General features: G+C 52.0%; 19 protein-coding genes and 1 other annotated feature. Of the genes, 1 reads left to right on the top strand and 18 read right to left on the bottom strand.

Features of this window, described 5'->3' with window-relative positions:
* Window positions 1-76 precede the first annotated feature (76 nt).
* Complete coding sequence (locus AB4124_RS12065) at window positions 77-595, bottom strand: deoxycytidylate deaminase (RefSeq protein WP_076320559.1); 519 nt, start codon at window positions 593-595, stop codon at window positions 77-79.
* 48 nt (window positions 596-643) lie between these two features.
* Window positions 644-1,312, bottom strand: a complete 669-nt coding sequence (locus AB4124_RS12070; RefSeq protein ID WP_441973005.1) for a helix-hairpin-helix domain-containing protein — start codon at window positions 1,310-1,312, stop codon at window positions 644-646.
* 171 nt (window positions 1,313-1,483) lie between these two features.
* Here AB4124_RS12070 and comER point away from each other — a divergent pair, with 171 nt between their 5' ends.
* The gene (comER, locus tag AB4124_RS12075) at window positions 1,484-2,326 is read left to right on the top strand and encodes a late competence protein ComER (protein WP_076320557.1); all 843 of its coding nucleotides are present in this window, start codon (window positions 1,484-1,486) and stop codon (window positions 2,324-2,326) included.
* On the opposite strand, the gene leuS is transcribed toward comER, so the two are convergent.
* From leuS to AB4124_RS12155, 16 genes are all read right to left on the bottom strand, one after another.
* Entirely contained in the window at window positions 2,307-4,748 is a 2,442-nt protein-coding gene (leuS, locus tag AB4124_RS12080) for a leucine--tRNA ligase (protein WP_441973008.1), read from the bottom strand. The two genes, comER and leuS, sit on opposite strands and share 20 nt — an antisense overlap.
* A gap of 89 nt (window positions 4,749-4,837) precedes the next feature.
* Window positions 4,838-5,098, bottom strand: a binding site (T-box leader).
* Between the two features lie 40 nt (window positions 5,099-5,138).
* Window positions 5,139-6,020: an AraC family transcriptional regulator gene (locus AB4124_RS12085; RefSeq protein ID WP_441973010.1), complete on the bottom strand. Its 882-nt coding sequence runs from the start codon at window positions 6,018-6,020 to the stop codon at window positions 5,139-5,141.
* Window positions 6,021-6,104: 84 nt separating this feature from the next.
* On the bottom strand, window positions 6,105-7,178 hold the full coding sequence (locus AB4124_RS12090; protein WP_441973012.1) for a Gfo/Idh/MocA family protein: 1,074 nt from the start codon (window positions 7,176-7,178) through the stop codon (window positions 6,105-6,107).
* 23 nt (window positions 7,179-7,201) lie between these two features.
* Window positions 7,202-8,371 (bottom strand): Gfo/Idh/MocA family protein, encoded by a 1,170-nt coding sequence (locus tag AB4124_RS12095; RefSeq protein WP_339292815.1) that lies wholly within the window; start codon window positions 8,369-8,371, stop codon window positions 7,202-7,204.
* A gap of 25 nt (window positions 8,372-8,396) precedes the next feature.
* Window positions 8,397-9,263 carry a sugar phosphate isomerase/epimerase family protein gene (locus tag AB4124_RS12100; protein ID WP_441973014.1) on the bottom strand — a complete coding sequence of 289 codons (867 nt, stop codon included), beginning with the start codon at window positions 9,261-9,263 and terminating at the stop codon, window positions 8,397-8,399.
* Between the two features lie 325 nt (window positions 9,264-9,588).
* Complete coding sequence (locus AB4124_RS12105; RefSeq protein WP_076320552.1) at window positions 9,589-10,359, bottom strand: class I SAM-dependent DNA methyltransferase; 771 nt, start codon at window positions 10,357-10,359, stop codon at window positions 9,589-9,591.
* 42 nt (window positions 10,360-10,401) lie between these two features.
* Window positions 10,402-11,304, bottom strand: a complete 903-nt coding sequence (locus tag AB4124_RS12110) for a CvfB family protein (RefSeq protein ID WP_076320551.1) — start codon at window positions 11,302-11,304, stop codon at window positions 10,402-10,404.
* Window positions 11,301-11,648, bottom strand: coding sequence for a ribosome silencing factor (rsfS, locus tag AB4124_RS12115; RefSeq protein WP_071222884.1), 348 nt, complete (start codon window positions 11,646-11,648; stop codon window positions 11,301-11,303). The genes AB4124_RS12110 and rsfS overlap by 4 nt, the downstream gene beginning before the upstream one ends.
* Entirely contained in the window at window positions 11,645-12,223 is a 579-nt protein-coding gene (yqeK, locus tag AB4124_RS12120; protein ID WP_076320550.1) for a bis(5'-nucleosyl)-tetraphosphatase (symmetrical) YqeK, read from the bottom strand. The genes rsfS and yqeK overlap by 4 nt, the downstream gene beginning before the upstream one ends.
* Window positions 12,207-12,797: a nicotinate-nucleotide adenylyltransferase gene (gene nadD / locus AB4124_RS12125; RefSeq protein WP_076320549.1), complete on the bottom strand. Its 591-nt coding sequence runs from the start codon at window positions 12,795-12,797 to the stop codon at window positions 12,207-12,209. Before nadD ends, yqeK begins: the two co-directional genes overlap by 17 nt.
* 66 nt (window positions 12,798-12,863) lie before the next feature.
* Window positions 12,864-13,154, bottom strand: a complete 291-nt coding sequence (gene yhbY, locus AB4124_RS12130) for a ribosome assembly RNA-binding protein YhbY (RefSeq protein ID WP_076320548.1) — start codon at window positions 13,152-13,154, stop codon at window positions 12,864-12,866.
* 111 nt (window positions 13,155-13,265) lie between these two features.
* Window positions 13,266-14,120, bottom strand: a complete 855-nt coding sequence (locus AB4124_RS12135; RefSeq protein ID WP_441973018.1) for a shikimate dehydrogenase — start codon at window positions 14,118-14,120, stop codon at window positions 13,266-13,268.
* A 55-nt stretch (window positions 14,121-14,175) separates the two neighbouring features.
* Window positions 14,176-15,303, bottom strand: coding sequence for a ribosome biogenesis GTPase YqeH (gene yqeH / locus AB4124_RS12140; RefSeq protein WP_441973020.1), 1,128 nt, complete (start codon window positions 15,301-15,303; stop codon window positions 14,176-14,178).
* Window positions 15,300-15,830 (bottom strand): YqeG family HAD IIIA-type phosphatase, encoded by a 531-nt coding sequence (locus AB4124_RS12145; protein WP_430112629.1) that lies wholly within the window; start codon window positions 15,828-15,830, stop codon window positions 15,300-15,302. The genes yqeH and AB4124_RS12145 overlap by 4 nt, the downstream gene beginning before the upstream one ends.
* 241 nt (window positions 15,831-16,071) lie before the next feature.
* The gene (locus AB4124_RS12150; protein ID WP_441973022.1) at window positions 16,072-18,312 is read right to left on the bottom strand and encodes a DUF4129 domain-containing transglutaminase family protein; all 2,241 of its coding nucleotides are present in this window, start codon (window positions 18,310-18,312) and stop codon (window positions 16,072-16,074) included.
* A complete protein-coding gene (locus AB4124_RS12155; RefSeq protein ID WP_339271891.1) occupies window positions 18,309-19,556 on the bottom strand; it encodes a DUF58 domain-containing protein in 1,248 nt (415 codons plus the stop codon). The genes AB4124_RS12150 and AB4124_RS12155 overlap by 4 nt, the downstream gene beginning before the upstream one ends.

Genomic DNA, 19,556 nt, shown 5'->3' on the forward strand with positions numbered 1-19,556 from the left:
CTCGCCTGCAGATCGCAGTCAAAGGTCCTTCCTCTGTGTCTTCCTATTTACATTCTTCAGCAACCATATTCATAAATCATTCCGCTACCGTCATCAAGGTTTCGCGCGGCGGCTCATACACTTCAAGCTGCCGGAACAAAATACCCTTCTGTTCCATCATGCGGGACACCTTGCCCGAATCCTTCGGATAAGGACGGTGGAACACAACCTCGACAATGCCGCTGTTGGCAAGCATATTCGCACAGGTCCAGCAGGGCTCATCCGTCACGTACACCGTGCTGCCTTCACGATCAATCCGGTCCGTGAATAACAGCAGATTCTGCTCAGCATGAATCGTCCGGATGCAGCGCTGTTTCTTCACCATGCTCTCCTTGCCGTCCTGTACGACCAATTCATAATCCTCAGCGATCATACAGCCAGCTTCCGAGCAATCAGGCACTCCCATCGGCGCGCCGTTATATGCCGTTCCGAGCAGCTTCTTCCCCTGCACCAGCACCGCTCCGACATGACGCCGCGGGCATTGAGAGCGGGTAGAAACCATAAAGGCAATATCCATGAAATAAGTATCCCAATCTTTACGTTGATCTGCACTCATCATCTGTCACCTGTTCCTTATCAATATCCCCTTTATTGTAGCACATAGCTAAAGTCCAACGTAAGGCTTCATCTTCTCCAGCATTTTGGGACCGATGCCCTTTACGTTCATCAAGTCCGCCTGACTTCGAAATGGACCAAACTGATTTCGATAATCGATAATCGCCTTGGCCTTCGCCTCGCCAATGCCAGGCAGCTCCATGAGCGTTGCGGCATCCGCCGTGTTGACATTAATCAACCCGGATGAATCCGGAGCTGCTGGTTGCTGCGCTACACTGTTAACAGGGGCTTGCTGCTGTAACTGCTGACCGACAACTTCAGCCTGAGGCGGAACCGAGGCCGAAGTAGATTGGCCAGAGGTTGAAGATGGGGCCATATAATCTGCTGTACTGCTCTCTGCCGCTCCTTGGTCTTGGTTTGGCATGGGCTCCTTCGCGTTATGTGCAGGCTCGATCTGCCCAGCCTGAGCGGTCTTTGCAGCATTTTTCACGTCCGCTTCGGGCTCAGCAGATGCTCGAGCCGGTTCCACGTCCTTATGCCGGGAATCAGCCCCAGATGTCTTCACACCCGCATTCTCTTCGGCAGCAACCACCTGCTCCAGCTGATCGTTTAGCGGCTGCCAGCCCTCGATCCCCTGATTCGTACCGCCAGCAAACAAGATGAACCCGCAGCCCGCAATCGTTGCGGCAAGACTCCAACCTAAAGATACTCGTCTCATCTATGATCTCTCCTTAACATCAAAGTTCATTTGGTACAAACCCATGAATATTCTTCGGTTTCCCTACCGAAATCGCATGAAAAACCGTCATGAATCGGCATCTTCCCCGCATACATTAAACGTAAGGACGGTACATTTCTGCCGTAAAGCGCGAAAGGAGGGAACATACACATGAAGGTCGGTTTTATCGGTACGGGCAGCATGGGTAGTCTGTTGATCGATGCCTTCATTCAATCGGGCGCACTCCTGCCTGAGCAGATTCGGGTCAGCAACCGAAGCCCTGAAAAGCCGCTGCAGCTGGCAAAACGTCATCCCGGTCTGACGGTATGCAACTGTAACATGGAGACGGCTTCTCAGAGCGACCTGCTATTCCTATGTATCAAGCCGCTTGAATTCAAATCGGTCATCAGCGAAATCAAAGACAGGCTTGAAGCCCGGCAAATCGCGATATCTATCACGAGCCCGGTCCAATTGATCCATCTGGAATCAACGCTGCCCTGCAAGGTGGCGAAAATCATACCGAGCATCACCAACTTAACCGGAGGCGGAGCATCGTTATGCATGTATGGTTCCCGAATAAAAGAAGAAGACAGGCAGCTTATAGAAAGCCTCCTGTCTTATATCAGCAGGCCGCTCGAGATACTGGAATCGCACACACGAATCACTTCCGATTTCTCCAGCTGCGGACCTGCTTTTTTAAGTTTATTCATGGAAAAATGGATCGACGCTGCCGTTGAAATGACCGGAATCGACCGCAGTACCCTTAATGCATTAGCCGGTGAAATGCTGCTTGGCACCGGCAAGCTGCTAACGGAGGAGGGCTTCTCCCCCGAACAGCTGCAAGAGCGGGTTGCGGTTCCCGGAGGCATCACAGCTCAGGCTTTGGCACTGCTCGATTCAAACCTGAACGGATTGTTCTACCAATTGATCAAAACCACACACGACAAGTATGAGGAGGATTTGGCCAAACTGGATGCTGCCTTCGGTTTTACGATTAACCGGCCACGATATTGACCAGTTTACCCGGTACGGCAATAATTTTGCGAATACTCTTTCCTTCCAGCGCCTGCTTGACATTCGGAAGGGAGAGGCTATGTTGTTGCATGGCTTCTTGGTCCATGTCTTTCGAGATTTTGGCACGTTCTACGATTTTGCCGTTAACTTGAACAACAATCTCAACTTCGGCCTCTACAGTCCAAGCCTCATCATACTCCGGCCATGGCACGTAGGTTACGCTCTCCGTGTAGCCTAAACGGCTCCACAGCTCTTCAGCCAGGTGAGGGGCCAGCGGGGAAAGCAGCTGAACGAAGTTCTCCATCGCTTTGCGCGGAAGCTTTTCCGTCTTGTATCCCTCGTTGATGAATACCATCAGCTGGCTGATCGCTGTGTTAAAGCGCATATGTTCAAAGTCTTCGGTTACTTTCTTAATCGTTTTGTGCAGCGTACGTTTGAATTCGTCCGCACCCTCGCCTTCCGCGATTTTAGGGTTCAATTGACCGTCGTCTCCGATGAACAGGCGCCACACGCGGGAGAGGAAACGATGCGTTCCTTCAACCCCGTTGGTGTTCCATGGCTTGGTCGCTTCCAGCGGCCCCATGAACATCTCGTACACGCGCAGCGTGTCGGCACCGTATTCGTTAACAATATCATCCGGATTGATGACATTGCCGCGGGATTTACTCATTTTTTCATTATTGTTGCCCAGGATCATACCCTGATTGACCAGTTTCTGGAAAGGCTCCTTCGTATCGACAACACCCAGGTCATACAATACTTTGTGCCAGAAGCGTGCATACAGCAAATGAAGCACCGCATGCTCCACACCACCGATGTACAGGTCAACCGGCAGCCATTCCTTCTGCTTCTCCTTGGAGCACAATTCCTCATTATTACGCGGATCGATATAACGCAGGTAGTACCAGCAGCTGCCAGCCCATTGCGGCATCGTATTGGTCTCGCGGCGGGCTTTCATGCCCGTTTCGGGATCTACCGTTTCCACCCACTCCGTAACGTTAGCCAGCGGCGATTCGCCGGTACCGGACGGTTTAATCTGATCCACATCCGGCAGCAGCAATGGAAGCTGATCCTCCGGCACGGTCTTCATCGTTCCGTCTTCCAGATGCAGAATCGGAATCGGCTCACCCCAATAGCGTTGGCGGCTGAACAGCCAGTCGCGCAGACGGTAAGTTACCTTCTTCTTGCCCTTGCCCTCTTGCTCCAGCCATTCATTCATCGCCTGGATAGCCTCTTCATTATCCAACCCATTCAGGAAGCCGGAATTCACATGCGCGCCACTGCCGCTGTATGCTTCCTCCTCGACATTTCCACCCTGAACAACTTCAATAATCGGAAGACCGAATTGCTTCGCAAACTCCCAGTCGCGGCTGTCATGACCCGGAACCGCCATAATGGCTCCCGTTCCATAGCCAGCAAGCACGTAATCCGCGATCCAGATCGGCACTTTAGCGCCGTTTACCGGATTGATAGCGTACGCACCCGTAAATACACCAGTTTTATCCTTGGCCAGATCCGTCCGCTCCAGGTCGCTTTTACGAGCTGCTTGATCTTGATAAGCCTTGATGGCTTCACGCTGATCGGCTGACGTAATCTTATCCACGAGGTCATGCTCCGGCGCCAGGACACAGTAGCTTGCCCCGAACAGCGTATCTGGACGGGTTGTGAACACCTCCAGATGACCATCGTACCCTTCGATGTCAAAACGAACCTCAGCGCCTGTGGATTTGCCAATCCAGTTGCGCTGCATATCCTTCAGGCTCTCGCTCCAGTCCAATTCATCCAGATCCTCAAGCAGACGATCCGCATATTCGGTAATACGCAGAATCCATTGGCGCATCGGTTTACGTACGACCGGATGGCCTCCGCGTTCACTCTTGCCGTCGATGACCTCTTCGTTCGCAAGCACGGTACCGAGCGCTTCGCACCAGTTCACCGGTACTTCAGCCACATAGGCGAGGCCGCGCTTATAGAGCTGGATAAAGATCCACTGGGTCCATTTATAATATTCCGGATCGGTGGTGCTGATCTCGCGGTCCCAGTCATACGAGAAGCCGAGAGATTTGATCTGGCGGCGGAATGTATCAATATTTTGCACGGTAAACTCGCGAGGATGTTTGCCTGTGTCCATTGCATACTGCTCCGCTGGCAGACCGAAGGCATCCCATCCCATAGGATGAAGCACATTGTATCCGCGCATCCGCTTGTAACGGGACACGATGTCAGTCGCCGTGTACCCCTCCGGATGCCCTACGTGCAAGCCTGCGCCTGATGGATATGGAAACATATCCAGCGCATAAAATTTCGGTTTGGATGAGGTATCTTCCGTTTTAAAGGTTTTATTCTCATCCCAGTATTGCTGCCACTTCGGTTCGATGGCCTGCGGCTGATAGCCGTGGCCCGTTGGTTGATTGTCCGTCATACTTCATTGCTCCTCCTTCACAGTCGAGAGACAAGGCCTATGCCATTGCCCAAAAAAACAAAAAAACCTCATCATCCATAGCGCTGATCGCTAGGGACGAGAGGTTTGATTCCCGTGGTACCACCCTAGTTAGCCAAAGGCATGCTTTGCCTTTCACTCCCTTTGCATCCTTATCGCGGATGAGACGACGATGCTTCAGCGGCCGAATCTGCCGGAATACAGCCCTCCGACGGCCGGGTTAACACCATTGCTCCGAGGCGAGTTCATTCCTATCGTCAACCGGTTTTCACCAGACACCGGCTCTCTGCATGATCGAAAGTGGAACGATTGATCCTCATCATCGCGTTCATATTACCGTTTTAATGTGGCTATTATACCCAAAAAGTCCGATCAAGTCAACGAAAGCTCTTCTCCGCTTCTGCGATAATATTCCGGTGTCGTCCCGACCATGGCCTTGAACATCCTGCTGAAATGAGCCAAATGCTTGAAGCCTGCCGCCTGGCTGATCTCCGTGATGCTGAGATGAGGATGCAGCCTGAGCAAAATTTTAGCTTGGTTAATCCGCCGGTGATACAAATATTTAAACACCGTCGTTCCAGTAACCTCCTTAAACAAGGAGGATAAATAGTGCTTCGTAATATGCATATCGCGGGCGATTTGCTCCAGCGTCAGATCCTGCATATAATTTTCCTCGACAAACGACACGACATGCTGGACATGCCGTTCTTTCTCGGAGATGGAGTCCTGATCCTGCACAGCACCCTGGCACCAGTCCGCGATGACGTACATCATCTCTTGAATACGCAAGGTCATCCGTTCCTGACGAAAACCGGCCGTGGATACCGAGAGGCGATGCATATCGGCCAGCATGCCTTCAAATTCGTCCCGGTTCGCCCCTGTCAGTGTCATGCGATGATTTCGCAGCGTTTCGAAGGGGTCCAGCAGTATCGATCTGGCCGTCTCCGAAAGCCCCTTGCAAATCCAGGCCGGATCAAAATGCAGAATGCTTCTGACATATCTGGAATCAGGCTCTACATTCGGACAGTGAAGCGTAAGCCCGTTCATCAAGAGCAGATCCCCCGGCTTCAGCGTGAAAACGGAATCGCCGATCAAATAAGTGCAGCGTCCTTCATGGAAATAATAAATTTCATAAAAAGCATGCGAGTGAAACTGTCCTCCGGACAACGGCTGTTCATTGTAATAGGTCAGATCGAACGGCGCCTGCAGCTGCATGCGGTCAAAGCCGGGCATCATATCGGCAGATGAGGTCATCTAGAGAATCGCCCCTTTAGCGATTTTGGAGTTGTCTAATCCTCAACCCTCAACAAAACGGGGTTTTCTCTATTATAAATGATTTTATGGAATGCGCACGGCCTCATTTTGGGCGATGACGCACAATTCTCCGGCTTTGAAGGCGTGCTCCTGGGACATGGCATGCTCCGTACGTTCCAGACAATCCAGGATAAGTTCCCCGAAGAATGGATAGCCCACCTTGCCTTGAAGCTCCATATGAAACTCTCCCTCGCCATTAACCAGGTACAGATGATCGCCTTGCGGATGCCTTGCGATATCGATGTATTTGCGAAGCTCGATGTATCCTTCCGTCCCCAGAATAAAGGTTCTTCCGTCGCCCCAGGTGCCAAGGCCTCCAGGTGTCAGCCAGTCGACACGGAAATAATTCGTGGCCCCGTTGTCTCCTACAAGCGTTGCATCTCCAAAATCCTCCAGCTCCGGATAATCCGGATTCGCATAATTTCCCACCTTGCTGCTGAGCACTTTGGCATCGCGGCAGCCCGCAAAAAACAAAAATTGTTCAATCTGGTGGGAGCCGATATCACACAGAATGCCACCATACTGTTGATGACGGAAAAACCAGTCCGGACGGGAAGGCGCATTTAAACGGTGCGGACCTGTTCCCATCACTTGCACCACTCGCCCTATCGCTCCGTCCTGGATCAGCCTTCCTGCATGGACGGCACTCTCCACATGCAGCCGTTCACTGTAATAGACCATGTACTTCCTGCCTGTCTCCGCCGCCTTCGCGCGAGCAGCGTTCACCTGCTCCAGCGTGGTGAAAGGCGTCTTATCCGTAAAATAATCCTTCCCATGCGACATGACCTTCAGGCCAAGTTCGCATCGTTCCGAAGGGATGGCCGCAGCCGCTACCAGATGAACCTCCGCATCCTCTAGCACCTGTGCCTCCGACGAAGCGACGGTTACACTTGGATAAGCCTTGCAAAAAGCCGCAACCTTCGCGGGGTCTGGGTCATACACCCACTTCAGCGTCGCCCCGGCCTCGATCAATCCGTTACACATGCCGTATATATGCCCATGCTCCAGCGACATGGCAGCAAACATAAACTCTCCGGGCTTGCACACCGGCTGGGCCTTGCCCACCGGCGCGTAGAGCATTCCATTACTGCGGTCCATACCACGTGCCTCCTGATTGTGATTTAATAGGTTCCAAACGTCTTGCTCATATCCACCGACCCGATCTCCTTGACCGTTTTCTGAGCGGAAGAATGTGTGATCCGTTCCTGCAGCATTTCGTAATACAGCTCTTCGTTAAGAGGCAGATCAACCCAATTGTCGGTCCAGGTGGACAGATGCATGGCATTGGACAGCGTCAATCCATGAATTCCCTCTTCACCCGGGGCAATCAATGGCGTTCCATGCAAAATAGCATCCGCAAAGTTCTGGATAATGCCGCTATGCTGCGGATTATCCCCCGAGATCGGCACCTCGCATTTCCAGCATTCCGGTTCGCCGAAGCCCCCGGTATACTCCCGATTGAATTCCGGCTCTGGCACACGGAGGCGCCAGAAGGTGAGCTTGCCGTCCTCGATAACAATTTTTCCGCGGTCTCCCGTCACTTCATATCGGTTAGTGCCCGGGGCTTCACCCGTTGTCGTAATAAAGACGGCCGTAGCACCATTCTCGTATTCCGCATAAGCCGTCACGTCATCTTCGACTTCGATGTTCCGGTACTTACCGAAAGCGCAAAATGCACGAATTCTCTTTGGCATCATGCCGGTCGTCCACTGCCAGAGGTCCAGCTGATGCGGGGACTGGTTAATCAGCACCCCTCCGCCTTCTCCTGCCCAGGTAGCTCGCCATCCGCCTGAATCATAATAGCTCTGGGACCGGTACCAATTCGTTACGATCCAGTTCATCCTCCGGACTTCGCCGAGTTCGCCGTCGGCAATAAGCTCTCTCAGCTTCTTATATAGCGGATTACAGCGCTGGTTGTACATAATTGAGAACACTTTGTCACTGGCTTCTGCCGCGCGATTCATTTCCCGTACCTGCTTCGTGTAAACGCCTGCCGGTTTCTCGATCAGGACATGGAGTCCATGATTCAGGCACTCGATCGCCACTTGAGGATGGGCATAATGGGGCGTAGCAATAATTACCGCATCTATCTCCCCCGATGAGATCATAGCGTCCGTATCACTCCAAATTTTTACGTCCGAAGGCAGCGTTGCCCTCGCTTCTTCCTGCTTGGCTGGATTCAGATCGCATATAGCGCTAAGCCGCGCGCCTTTGATCCGCCCGGACGCCAGCGATCTGGCATGCGAAAAACCCATCCCCAGTCCGATTACCCCTACTCTTACCTGTTCCATATCTATAGCCTCCTTCAAAAGTGACCTACGCGTTTTGTTTCTGATCTGACCACAACTTCATCTGCTCGGCAAAACGAACAAGCAATTCCCTGGACTGGAACGTTCCGCTAAAATCCTCGATCCCGTAATAGCCTTCGTAACCAACCGACTGCAGATCCTGTATAACCTGCTTCCATGGCACGGCCCCCTGGGCAAGCGGGACCCATTCCCCAGACCACGTCGCCGAGGTGCCATCCTCGGAAGGCGTTTTGCGGTAGCCTCCGTTTTTCACATGGACATGAGCCAGGAAGGGACCAAGAAGCTCCAAGCCCATCCGGTAGTTCTCGTAACCTTCATGGACCATGTTGCCCGGATCATACAGCACGCCGATATGCTGCGGATTGAAGTGAGATACAAGCCGGTGCGTCAATCCCGCGCTCGGAGTGATCGTAAGATGATGTGTTTCCACTACTCCCTTGACCCCGTATGCCGCAGCGAGATCCTGTACCTCATGCAGATAACGGACCGCCTGGTCGTACAGTTCATTGTAATTTCGCTTTCTGTCATATCCCGGAATACCCACGCGAATAAAGGAGGCTCCGATCAGCTTGGCCGCTTGCATGACCTTCTCCGTTGCTTCCACGTCGCCGCATGTCAGATAAGGGACGACCGCAAGACTCCGCCGGCCATGCTTGTTGGCTGCTTGCTGAAACCTGAGCCAATCCTCCTGCGTGCCGTTTGGATCCATGGAGCAGCGATTATGCCGCCAGAAGGAGGGCTTCTCCCCCGCAGCTTCTTCCGGAATCTCCTTGAAACGCCATTCGATTCCTTCAATACCGGCATCCGCCGCGGCTTTTGCCAACTCCTCAGGCTGTAAGTCAGGAGTTGCGACTGTAAATACGGACAGTTTCATGCTCATTCATCCTCTCTAGACCCAATAGATTAGCTTATGCATCATTTGATCATCATTGAACTCAAATACGGTCATTCAGAGCACATCGGATGCATTGAAACATCTCTTGAGATAGCGCTCTCATTTCTGTTCATCCTATCTACCCCTCATCGTAGCACAGTCCCGGAAGCAAACCCATATCCCTGCTACCGAACCTTAACTACAGTCAAATAAAGCGGAAAAGAAATGTCTTTGAATATAATGAATCCATGCATAACGAAAAAAGAAGCACTTTCTTTCGTCGCTACAGACGAGAGAAGTGCTTCTCATAAAAGGATTTTTTCGTTTATTTTACGGCAACGTAGAACAGCCGGGATGCATCCTGGCCCGCTTCCATCCACTCAAAATCGGCATAACATTTCACATCCCGGAATCCGGCCTTAATCAGCTCGACCTTCATCCATTCGGGGTCATATCCCCGCTGCACATGCGTTTCCTCAAAGCGACGGTAGACCGTAGGGTCTTGGCCGTCACGTGCAAAGATGGAGAGATGATGCTCAATCTCCATCCGTCGTTCATCCAGGTCGCATGTCCAAATGTAGGACACTTCCCGTTCGTCCAGCACAAAGGGCTGTTCTTCGTCGTATCGAAGCAGTGTGTTCGGGTGATGCACATCAAACAGGAACGTGCCGCCTTCCTTGAGACCGTTGTAGGTCCTTGTAAATGCAGAGCGGATGTCCTTTTCCTCCAGCAGGTAGTTCACACAATCACAAAATGAAATGACGGAATCCACCTGCTCGGGCAGCTCCCACGAACGCATGTCCTGTTGTACCCAGCGGACGCTGCCTTCCCGGAACAATCGATGCCCCTGGGGTGTACCCTCCAGCTTGCGTCTAGCAACTGAGAGCATATCTGCCGACAGATCAATTCCTGTTACCTCGAAACCGGAGTTCACGAGCGGAATGGTAATGCTGCCTGTCCCGCACCCGAGCTCAACGACGCTTTTTGGCATTCCGTGCTTATCCCAGGCGGTTCTTGCAAAACGAATCCAATCCGGGTACGGCATGTCTTCCATGAGTTGATCATATACGTAAGCAAACTTGCGGTAAGACAACATGATGACACCACTTTCCTTAGAAGCTTCCCCTACCTTGCCGGGTTATTCGTTTGATCCGGAGTTCTCCTCTTGATTGACCATATACGTCCAGCTGTCCTTTTGCGTAACCAAACCGTCCTTCATCAGCTTGCCAAGCGCGCGTTTAAAGGCGGATTTGCTAATGCCGAACCGCTGCTTAATGATGTCGGGCGGCGTTTCATCCGAATACGGCATCCCATGGCCCGGACGCTCCTTCAGAAAAGCAAGCAGCCGGTCTGCATCATCCGTCCGGCCGATCTCTTTTTGCGGAACCATGGACAGGTTGACCCTGCCATCTTCCCGAATATGGCTGACCCGGACCTTCACCTCTTCACCAAGCCGCAGCATACGCGTCCGTTCCGAGGAATGGATCATACCGATCGCGCCGAAACCGATCACACCGCCATCGATGATGACAAACGTGCCCATCTGGAGCGGCTTGTACACCAGAGCAGTGAACCATTGGCCCTTCCACGATTCAGGCGCATGGAACGCAAGCGGAGCAAGCTCTTGTTCTCCGGCGAGTTTCGCGCGAAGTCGTCCTTGCTTATCATGCTCCATGATGACAAACACATGATCTCCCACTTGGGGGTGAAGCTCCCGCAACTCCGGCAATTCTCGGATTGGAAGCAGAAGTTGCCTGCCAAGCCCCATCTCGAGGAAACAGCCGAGGCGCGGATGGACGTCCGCCACCTCAAGCTTAGCGGTTTCACCCAACGTAAGGTAAGGCTTCTTCATCGTAGCGGCCAGGCGGTCTTCCGTATCAAAGAATATAAAGACCTCTACCGTATCCCCCGGCTCAATCTTACCCGTGAGCTCCGAATAATGAAGAAGCACATCCCGATCTCCGCCATCCAGAAAATAACCATAAGGGGACACTTCTCTGGAAACGACGAGTTTCGTTAATGTGCCGGCAATCAGACTCATACGTTCTCCACCACTTTAGCATCTGACCACAGTCGTTCGATGTTGTAATATTCGCGCTCATCGCGATGGAAGATATGAACGATCACGTCTCCGAGATCCATCAGCACCCAGCGGGCTGCATCCATTCCCTCCAGTCCGCGCAAAGCCACTCCTGCATCATGAGCCTGTTTACGAATTTCGGTTGCGATCGCTTGCACTTGTGTATCCGAGTTACCATGGCAAATGACAAAATAGTCTGCGATCAGGGAGATTCCTCTAAGATCCAGAACCACGATATCCATCGCTTTTTTATCTTCTGCGGCAGTCACTGCCACATTTAATAATTCATTCGGTTTCAACGTCATGAATTCGCCTCCAATTGCTTAATTAGATCGTTGCGGGCTAGTACCGTCAACGGAAAAATGATTTGTCTGCGCGAAAGCAGATGTCCGATCGTCGAATCAAAACCGGCTGCAAGCGCCTCTTCAAGGCTATGGTTGGCCAGTTCGCGAATATTATTCACGCCGGGGAAATCCCGTCCCGGCTCCATATAATCCGCAAGACAGACCACCTTGTCAAGCAGCGTCATGCCTATGCGCCCCGACGTATGGTAGCGGATGGCGTCAAGCACCTCAGCATCCGTCACGCCATACTCTTGCTCCGCTACGAATGCGCCTACCTCAGCATGCCAAAGCTGCTTGTCGTAATGGAGCAGCTCTTCGGAGAGCGCATGCTCCACCATCATTTGATGAAGCTTTTGCACGGGCCAGTATTTGGCCACATCATGCAGGATGGCAGCCAATTCCGCCTTAACCGGATCGGCCCCGAACCTCTTTGCAAGGATGACCGCGGTTTCCATTACGCCTTTTGTGTGATCCCAGCGCTTGGCCGGCATCTGGGAGGATACCGCTTCAATGAGTTCATCACGGCTGTACTCCATAAATACCGCTCCTAACAATATAATCGTATACACGGTCCGGCACCATATAACGGATGGACGAACCTGATGCGGCTCTGCTCCGAATCATGGTGGAGGATATTTCGATCAACGGCATCTCCGCTGTCACTACCACCTTTTGCAGGAAATCAGGCAGATCATCCACCGATAGCTTGGATCCGGGACGGTTAAGCCCAATAAACGTCAGCATGTCCGCCAGCTCCCCGATCCGATTCCACTTGGGGAGATACGCTACCATATCCGCTCCGATAATGAACGAGAAATCATGCTCGGGATACGTATCCCGCAGTTCTCTAACCGTGTCTACCGTATAGGATACGCCGCCGCGCTTCACTTCCCAATCCAATGTACGAAAAGATGGATGGTCGGCTACTGCCTCAGCGGTCATCTCCAGCCTCATCAGACCGGTTACGCCAGCATCTTCCTTGTGCGGGGGGATATGGCTTGGCATAAACCATACTTCTTCCAGATCGTAAGCGTCCCGCGCGCACTCGGCTGCTAGCATATGCCCGATATGAATGGGATCGAAGGTTCCGCCCATTATCCCTACCTTCATTCGGGTTCACCTCCCCTAATAAGAGAGTTATTCTATATCCGCTAAACTGGAGCTATTAGGGCTCCCTTACGGCAATTCGATGGTTTTGTGGTCTTTCGATTCTTTATAAAGCACAATCGTCTTGCCGATAACCTGTACCAGTTCGGCTCCGGCACCTTCAGCAAGCTCCTCGGCGATTTCGCGCGGGTCTTCAAGACAGTTGTTGAGAACGGATACTTTCATGAGTTCCCGTTTCTCAATCGCCTCGGAAATATGCCGGATCAGATGCTCGTTGCTGCCTCCCTTGCCTACCTGGAACAGCGGATCCAGATGATGCGCAAGCGAACGTAAATGTCGTTTTTGCTTTCCTGTTAACATGCTTGGTCATTACTCCTTAAATATTCAATTATTAAAGCTTGCTGCTTATCGAAAGCTATATTGTAGCTTTTGCATAAGCATTAATCAATAAACAAGATATTAAACCTCGACTTAGAAGCTGGTCAGAACCGCTTCCTTCATCGCCTGTACAGGCGCCGTCAGACCTGTCCAATACTCGAATGCATACGCCCCTTGGTTGATGAACATCCCAAGTCCGCCATGCACCGTGCATTGCCGAAGCTCACTTACCCGTAACAGCTCGGTCTTCAACGGATTATAGATCAGATCGCTGACAACGATCCCTTCCGGTATATACTCCATTGGAATGGGAAGCTCGGAAACCCGGGGAAACATGCCCACCGAAGTGGTGTTGATCACAACATCGGCATCCGACAACGCCTCTCTGGCATGATCCTCTCCGTATCCCCTCAAGTCGGCAAGCGAGCTCCACTCCTCGGCCAACGCCAGCGCTTTGGCGGATGTCCGATTCACAATGGATATCTTCTCAGGCCCTTCTCCGGTAAGGGCATAGATGATCCCCCTGGCCGCTCCGCCAGCGCCGATGACGACGATGCGCTTCCCCTTAAGATCGGGACAGGCTTCATCCTTTAATGAACGAACATATCCGATCCCATCCGTATTATAACCCGTCAAATGGCCATTGTCGTTGACGATGGTATTCACGGCACCGATGCGCCGCGCCCCTTCATCGACGACATCCAGATACTTCATAACCTCCACCTTGTGCGGGATCGTTACGTTCACCCCCCGGAATTCCAGCGCTTTGACAGCCTGGATGGCGTCACTAAGCCCTTCCGGACGTATATGAAGAGGCACATAGGCCCCTGACAATCCCAGGACGGTGATCGCCGCATGATGCATGGCCGGTGATTTCGAGTGACCGATCGGGTCCCCCATTACGCCAAGGAGCAAATAATCACGCTCGATCATTGGATTCACTTTCATTTCTCCCCTATCTCTCCCATGATAAACCGGACGGTATACCAGAGCGATTCATCAATTATATCAAGGATGGACGCGACAGAACTTTGATTCCTTTAGGGACATGAACCGCAACAAGCGCTCCCTGTTCACCATTGATCTTGATCCAGCCGAGCCCTGAGATAAACACGTCTTGGCGGGTTCCCTTAGGAATACGGATTTCATGTCTTGTCCATTCCGGTAGTTCTTCAATCCGTTCTTTGGTCGGCGGTGAGAGCAGCTCTCCGGCATGCTCAGCAAATAACGAATCCGCTCGCTCCAGTTTGGTCCGATGAATCCCTAATCTGCCGCTAATAAAGCAAGTAAAGGATTGGTGCTCTCCTTGGATAAAATCAAAACGGCCGAAACCTCCGAAGAATAGCGTCTGTCCTTCGTTCAACTGGTAAACCATCGGCTTCAGCGGATTTTCCGGCATAACCGTCCCCAAATCCTCACGGCTCACAAGCTCGCTGTAGCGCCAAGGGTACACGATGCCCGGCGTATCAATAATATATCGGCCGTCGTCCAGTGGAATATTGACCATATCCAGCGTCGTTCCCGGATAACGGGAAACGGTCAGCTCCTGATCTAAATCGCTATAGTCGCGGATCAGGCGATTGATCAAGCTGGATTTACCCACATTCGTGGCGCCAACCACGTAGACGTCCCGGTCGCCTCGGTAATGCGCTACCGTCTCCAGCAACCGCTCAAAGCCTTGATTCTTCTTCGCGCTGCAGAGCACGATGTCTTCGGTTCTCAGACCATGCTCCTTGCACTGCTTCTGTACCCAATTGAGAACCTTGTTCCAATTGGTGACCTTCGGCAGAAGATCCGTCTTGTTAACGGCCAGAATAACCGGGTTGTTGCCCACAAACCGCTGCAGCCCCGAAATAAGGCTGCCTTCAAAATCGAAGAGATCCACGATATGAATGACAAGCGCATTCTTGCCGCCGATCTGTCCCAGCAGCCGTAAAAACTCATCCTGGTCTACGGCAACCGAGGACGCTTCATTATAATTCTTAATCCGGAAACATCGTTGGCAAATAACCGGATCGCGGTCCCAAGCCTTGTCCGGCAAATAGCCCGGCTTGTCCTGTGCTGCACTCTGAAGCTGTATGCCGCAGCCGCTGCACTTCTTGATGTCTTCTCCGCCAGTAGGCAACGTCATGATTTCGGTTCCTCCTCCATCCATAATCCTTTTTTGCGCAAACGGGTCAATGCGATGCGCTCCACCCGGCGATTGACCAGGCGCGTAAACCATCCCTCATCGTTGATGGCGATGGGCATAACCAGTACCGTATACAGACCCAGCCGATTCCCGCCATATACGTCGGTCAGCATCTGGTCGCCGACAACTACCGTTTTCTCCGGCGTAAGATCCATCATCTTCATCGCTTTGCGAAACGGGGTATTGCTTGGTTTACGGGCTTCATGCACATACTGGATATCCAGCGGCGTCGCAAATTTAGACACGCGTTCAAGCTGGTTATTCGAGACGATGATGAGCTGGAAACCGATCTCCTTCACCCTTTTGAACCAAACGACCAGTTCCGGCGTGGCAACCGGTGCCTTCGCCCCTACAAGAGTATTATCTAAATCGGTAATGATCCCCCGATACCCCTGCTCATATAATTCCTCTAGGTTAATATCAAAAACCGTATTGACACGGAGCTTTGGAATTAACATTTCAAACAAGTTCGTCACCTCAATTTCATACGAAAAACTATACCATATTCCGGTTCCTTAGTAAAAATAATCACGAGCCTTTTTCTTCCCTTATACCGCACCGCTGACTTTACTAGCAAAAGACCACCCGGCGGCTAATTGGAAGCAGATCGGGCGGTCTTGAAATGACCGGATATCAGAACGTATTCATATCGAGTTATCCTGATACACGCAACAACAACCACCCATCACGCGAATCTGTCTTCTTGGATTAGGTTGATAGACGTTTCTCGGATACAATGCGGACCTTCTTGATGGACTTCTTCAGCTTCTGAGCATCATGTTGGACTGAGCGCCATTGCTCCTCCTTCACTTCAGCCGGACTGTACCGAGCCGCTTCAAATTGCTGCAGCAGCGGTCTCAGCTCCGCTCCAAGCTCAGGGTGTGCACTTACCCAGCGGCCAACCGATTCACGGAGAGTTTCATGTTCCTGCCTCACTAAGCCTCGGTGCTGCACGGAACGAATCCATCGTTCGGTTTCGGCAATGACTTTATCCGCTGCCGTCAGCGGCTTGCCCGCCCGAATGCGTGCCCCGGCAAAACGCAGGCTGATGCGCATTCTCCACACGATGTACAGAATCCACAATACGATAACAACCACGGCTGCCGTGACAACAACTTTAACCCAGACAGGTTGCTGATGATCAGAAGCTGCGGCTGGCGTATCCTTGTCCTCTGCCTTCTCTTCTTCTTCAACTTCTTCCTCAATGACAGGCTTAGCGTCTGTGTCGGCCGTCAGAATCGGCATGCTGAAGCCCGGTGTCGCTTCAATCGGAACCCAGCCGTACTCACCGAAGTATACTTCAACCCAGGAATGAGCGTCAGCATTCGTAACGGTATAGTTTCCGGGTTCAATCGTGGTCTGACCATCGGCCGGAACGTACTCCGAAGCCGTCATTCTTCCCGGCGCGTAGCCTTTGACCCAGCGCGCGGGGATATCCAGCGACCGTGTCATCATCACCAAGGATGTAGAGAAATAATCACAATACCCTTCCTGGATTTCAAACAGAAACGCATCCACAAAATCATCGCTCTTCTTGCGCGTAAGATCCGGCGTGTTGGTATAAGTAAAGTTGCTCGTTAAATATTGTTGCAAGAGCATGACCTTCTCATACGGCGTATCTCCGTCCGCGGTAATTTCTTCGGCCAGATCGGAAACGCGGTCAGGAAAGTTTCTCGGCATCTGGATATAAGCATCGTCAATCGAGCTGGAATATAGTTCATCATAAGTCCTGGTGCTCAGCTCATCGATTGGAATCACCGGCACTTGCGACGTTAAGGTATAACTCTTCGGGTAGTCCGCATTACGAACGTCGTCCAGATGCATCTCCGCGCCTTCGGTCACCCAGCTGAGCCGATCCGGATCGATATCCTCATCCAAATTCTCCAACTGACGAACGGTGTAGGCACCGAACAATACCGGATACACCGTATCACTCAGCATCGTTACCGATTGCTCCAGCGTTTTGGTAGGTACGGATGCACTGGCTTCTCCCGGCAATTCCTCACCGATGCCCACGCCCGTACCGGAACGCCGGCTGCTGGCTCCGTCCGCCCAACCAGTTCCCGAGTATACGGCTCTGGTCTCCCCTCGCCAATAGCTGCGTTCATCCGAGGTAATCGACATCACCGGTGAATAGTCAAAATTAAAACCTCCGCCAAGGTCATTATCCTCTCGTCCATACCCGGACATGCTTTCAGACGGTGACTCGATAAGGGTTCCGGTCCCGGTTGTACTGCTGCCGGATAACGGCACTCCGTTCCACTCTCTCCACGCCGTGTAAGGATCGGTTAATGTCGGCTTCACATGCGGCATATTCACGCCGGCCACAATGATCAAAGAGAAGATGACCAGAATGTTGGCGATAATCTTAAACGGATATTTCGATAAATTGACCCAACCCTGCGGAAAACGCCTGCGGAACCGGTTAAAATGGCTGGATACGAGCCAGCCCATCCCTGCACCGACCACCCAGGCGATCTCATCCCACAGCACGATTTTCGTAAAGGAATCCAGCACGGCAAAACCGATGACGTTGATCCCGACTGCAAAAAGCACGCGCCCCTTGGTTTTGGCCCACCGCGTAAGGAACAGGAAAGCGGCCCATGCGGCGATAGCAAACCACAAATAAGGAAAAAGATACATGATTTCCTCGGTCAGAACGCCTTCAGCTCCGAAGGCGGGAACCGGATTACCGTAAGTTTTCAGCAAACTGTACACACAATACAAGATCAAAACAAACTGGATAAGCACCCGGTAACCTTGCTTGATCGGCAGCAGCGCTTCGGTAACCGCCGTAATGGTTAATGCTGCGATAACCATGGCTGTCGTTTCCGAGAGCCATATCGTCTCCGTAAAGGAGACCCACTGCATCCCGATGATCCAGATCCATAGCATCGTTAAGGTACTAAAGAAGGTAGTAGATAGTTTGTCCAGCCATAACTTCATCATGCACCACCTCCCAGCGCAGCCGGAAGCTCATCAAGGGAAGAAACCGAATAGCTTGAAATCCCCCGGGATTGCAGAAGCGATATGGATTCATCGCGTTTTTTTGTTTCATTGGAATTGTTTATTTGCAAGAAGCAAGGGTTCATTCCCCTGGTTTCTACCCAGCGCATGATCTCTGAAGCGTCCTTGCCGCTCATCGGGCTGATCAGCAGGAACAGGGCTCCTTTTGGAAAATGGCGATAGGATTTCTCCAGGGAAGCAATCAATTTGGTTTTGCGGTTATAATCCACGTCAACCAAATGCTGAATCATGCGCATCCGCTCTCCGGCGTGATCGGCGGGAGCGAATATTTGAGCTTCTCGGGTAGCCGTGAACAAGCCTGTACCCGCATGCTCCTTGGCCCCATACTCGATCAGCGATGCGGCGGCCGATACGGCGAGCTCGAATTGCTGGGCATGATCATATCCGTCCGCAGTGCAGTCCAGCACGATCATCGTTCTGGGAAACGATTCATGCTCAAATTCCTTCGACTTCCACGAGCCCGTCTTCGCCGTTGCATTCCAGTGAATCCGGGAGATACGGTCGCCATATACATAATCGCGAACTCCGTTAATCTGCGTTGTTTCCCGTCTTGAAGCCGAAACCGTGGTATGCGTACCGCCCAATCTTGAATTCCGTATGTTTCGCTGCCATTTAGGAATATATATAGTTCTTGGCAGGACGCGGAAATCGGTCTGAACTTCAATCCGTCCCTTGTGCTCCATTAATCCGAAAATATCCTCGCTAATACATTCCGTCTTTGAAAAAGCGTACCGCCCCCGTTCAAGCGGAGGGGTCTGAAATACAAGTTTGCCCGCTCCGCGGAGGTTCGGAATGACGCTATCTTCAAAAGACCAGGAGTCGCCGTTGTGCCTTTGCAATACTTCACGCACGATCATATAGGGCATCGGAAGCAATCCCGGAACATGGACCTCCAACTTCACGCGAACCTGTTCACCGGCATGTAGAAGTTCTCCTTCTTGCTCCGATCGTCCCAGCACTCTTCGCTGGGCTTTCACACGATTGACCCCACCAAAGCCTGCACCGATCAAATAGATCGTCAGAAGGCTGACCATGGAGAAAAGCATGAGCGAGGTTTTGCCCCCCTGAAATAATACATACAAAAGACATAGGCACCATACCGCCAATACCGCTGCCAGTCTAGACGGCTGCATGCCATTCAAAAATAACGAAACAGCGCGGCGCAT

This window comes from Paenibacillus sp. 2KB_20, assembly GCF_052115765.1.
GTDB lineage: Bacteria > Bacillota > Bacilli > Paenibacillales > Paenibacillaceae > Paenibacillus_AQ.

What these genes read in the sequence shown, in the direction of transcription:
- yqeH (WP_441973020.1), bottom strand. Translation starts at nt 15,303, where the DNA reads ATGACGTTGCCTACTGGCGGAGAAGACATCAAGAAGTGCAGCGGCTGC.
- yqeK (WP_076320550.1), bottom strand. Translation starts at nt 12,223, where the DNA reads ATGGAGTACAGCCGTGATGAACTCATTGAAGCGGTATCCTCCCAGATG.
- leuS (WP_441973008.1), bottom strand. Translation starts at nt 4,748, where the DNA reads ATGACGGACAATCAACCAACGGGCCACGGCTATCAGCCGCAGGCCATC.
- nadD (WP_076320549.1), bottom strand. Translation starts at nt 12,797, where the DNA reads ATGAAGGTAGGGATAATGGGCGGAACCTTCGATCCCATTCATATCGGG.
- AB4124_RS12100 (WP_441973014.1), bottom strand. Translation starts at nt 9,263, where the DNA reads ATGAAACTGTCCGTATTTACAGTCGCAACTCCTGACTTACAGCCTGAG.
- AB4124_RS12105 (WP_076320552.1), bottom strand. Translation starts at nt 10,359, where the DNA reads ATGTTGTCTTACCGCAAGTTTGCTTACGTATATGATCAACTCATGGAA.
- AB4124_RS12150 (WP_441973022.1), bottom strand. Translation starts at nt 18,312, where the DNA reads ATGATGAAGTTATGGCTGGACAAACTATCTACTACCTTCTTTAGTACC.
- AB4124_RS12090 (WP_441973012.1), bottom strand. Translation starts at nt 7,178, where the DNA reads ATGGACCGCAGTAATGGAATGCTCTACGCGCCGGTGGGCAAGGCCCAG.
- AB4124_RS12155 (WP_339271891.1), bottom strand. Translation starts at nt 19,556, where the DNA reads ATGCGCCGCGCTGTTTCGTTATTTTTGAATGGCATGCAGCCGTCTAGA.
- AB4124_RS12110 (WP_076320551.1), bottom strand. Translation starts at nt 11,304, where the DNA reads ATGAGTCTGATTGCCGGCACATTAACGAAACTCGTCGTTTCCAGAGAA.
- comER (WP_076320557.1), top strand. Translation starts at nt 1,484, where the DNA reads ATGAAGGTCGGTTTTATCGGTACGGGCAGCATGGGTAGTCTGTTGATC.
- AB4124_RS12135 (WP_441973018.1), bottom strand. Translation starts at nt 14,120, where the DNA reads ATGAAAGTGAATCCAATGATCGAGCGTGATTATTTGCTCCTTGGCGTA.
- AB4124_RS12095 (WP_339292815.1), bottom strand. Translation starts at nt 8,371, where the DNA reads ATGGAACAGGTAAGAGTAGGGGTAATCGGACTGGGGATGGGTTTTTCG.
- rsfS (WP_071222884.1), bottom strand. Translation starts at nt 11,648, where the DNA reads ATGACGTTGAAACCGAATGAATTATTAAATGTGGCAGTGACTGCCGCA.
- yhbY (WP_076320548.1), bottom strand. Translation starts at nt 13,154, where the DNA reads ATGTTAACAGGAAAGCAAAAACGACATTTACGTTCGCTTGCGCATCAT.
- AB4124_RS12085 (WP_441973010.1), bottom strand. Translation starts at nt 6,020, where the DNA reads ATGACCTCATCTGCCGATATGATGCCCGGCTTTGACCGCATGCAGCTG.
- AB4124_RS12065 (WP_076320559.1), bottom strand. Translation starts at nt 595, where the DNA reads ATGAGTGCAGATCAACGTAAAGATTGGGATACTTATTTCATGGATATT.
- AB4124_RS12070 (WP_441973005.1), bottom strand. Translation starts at nt 1,312, where the DNA reads ATGAGACGAGTATCTTTAGGTTGGAGTCTTGCCGCAACGATTGCGGGC.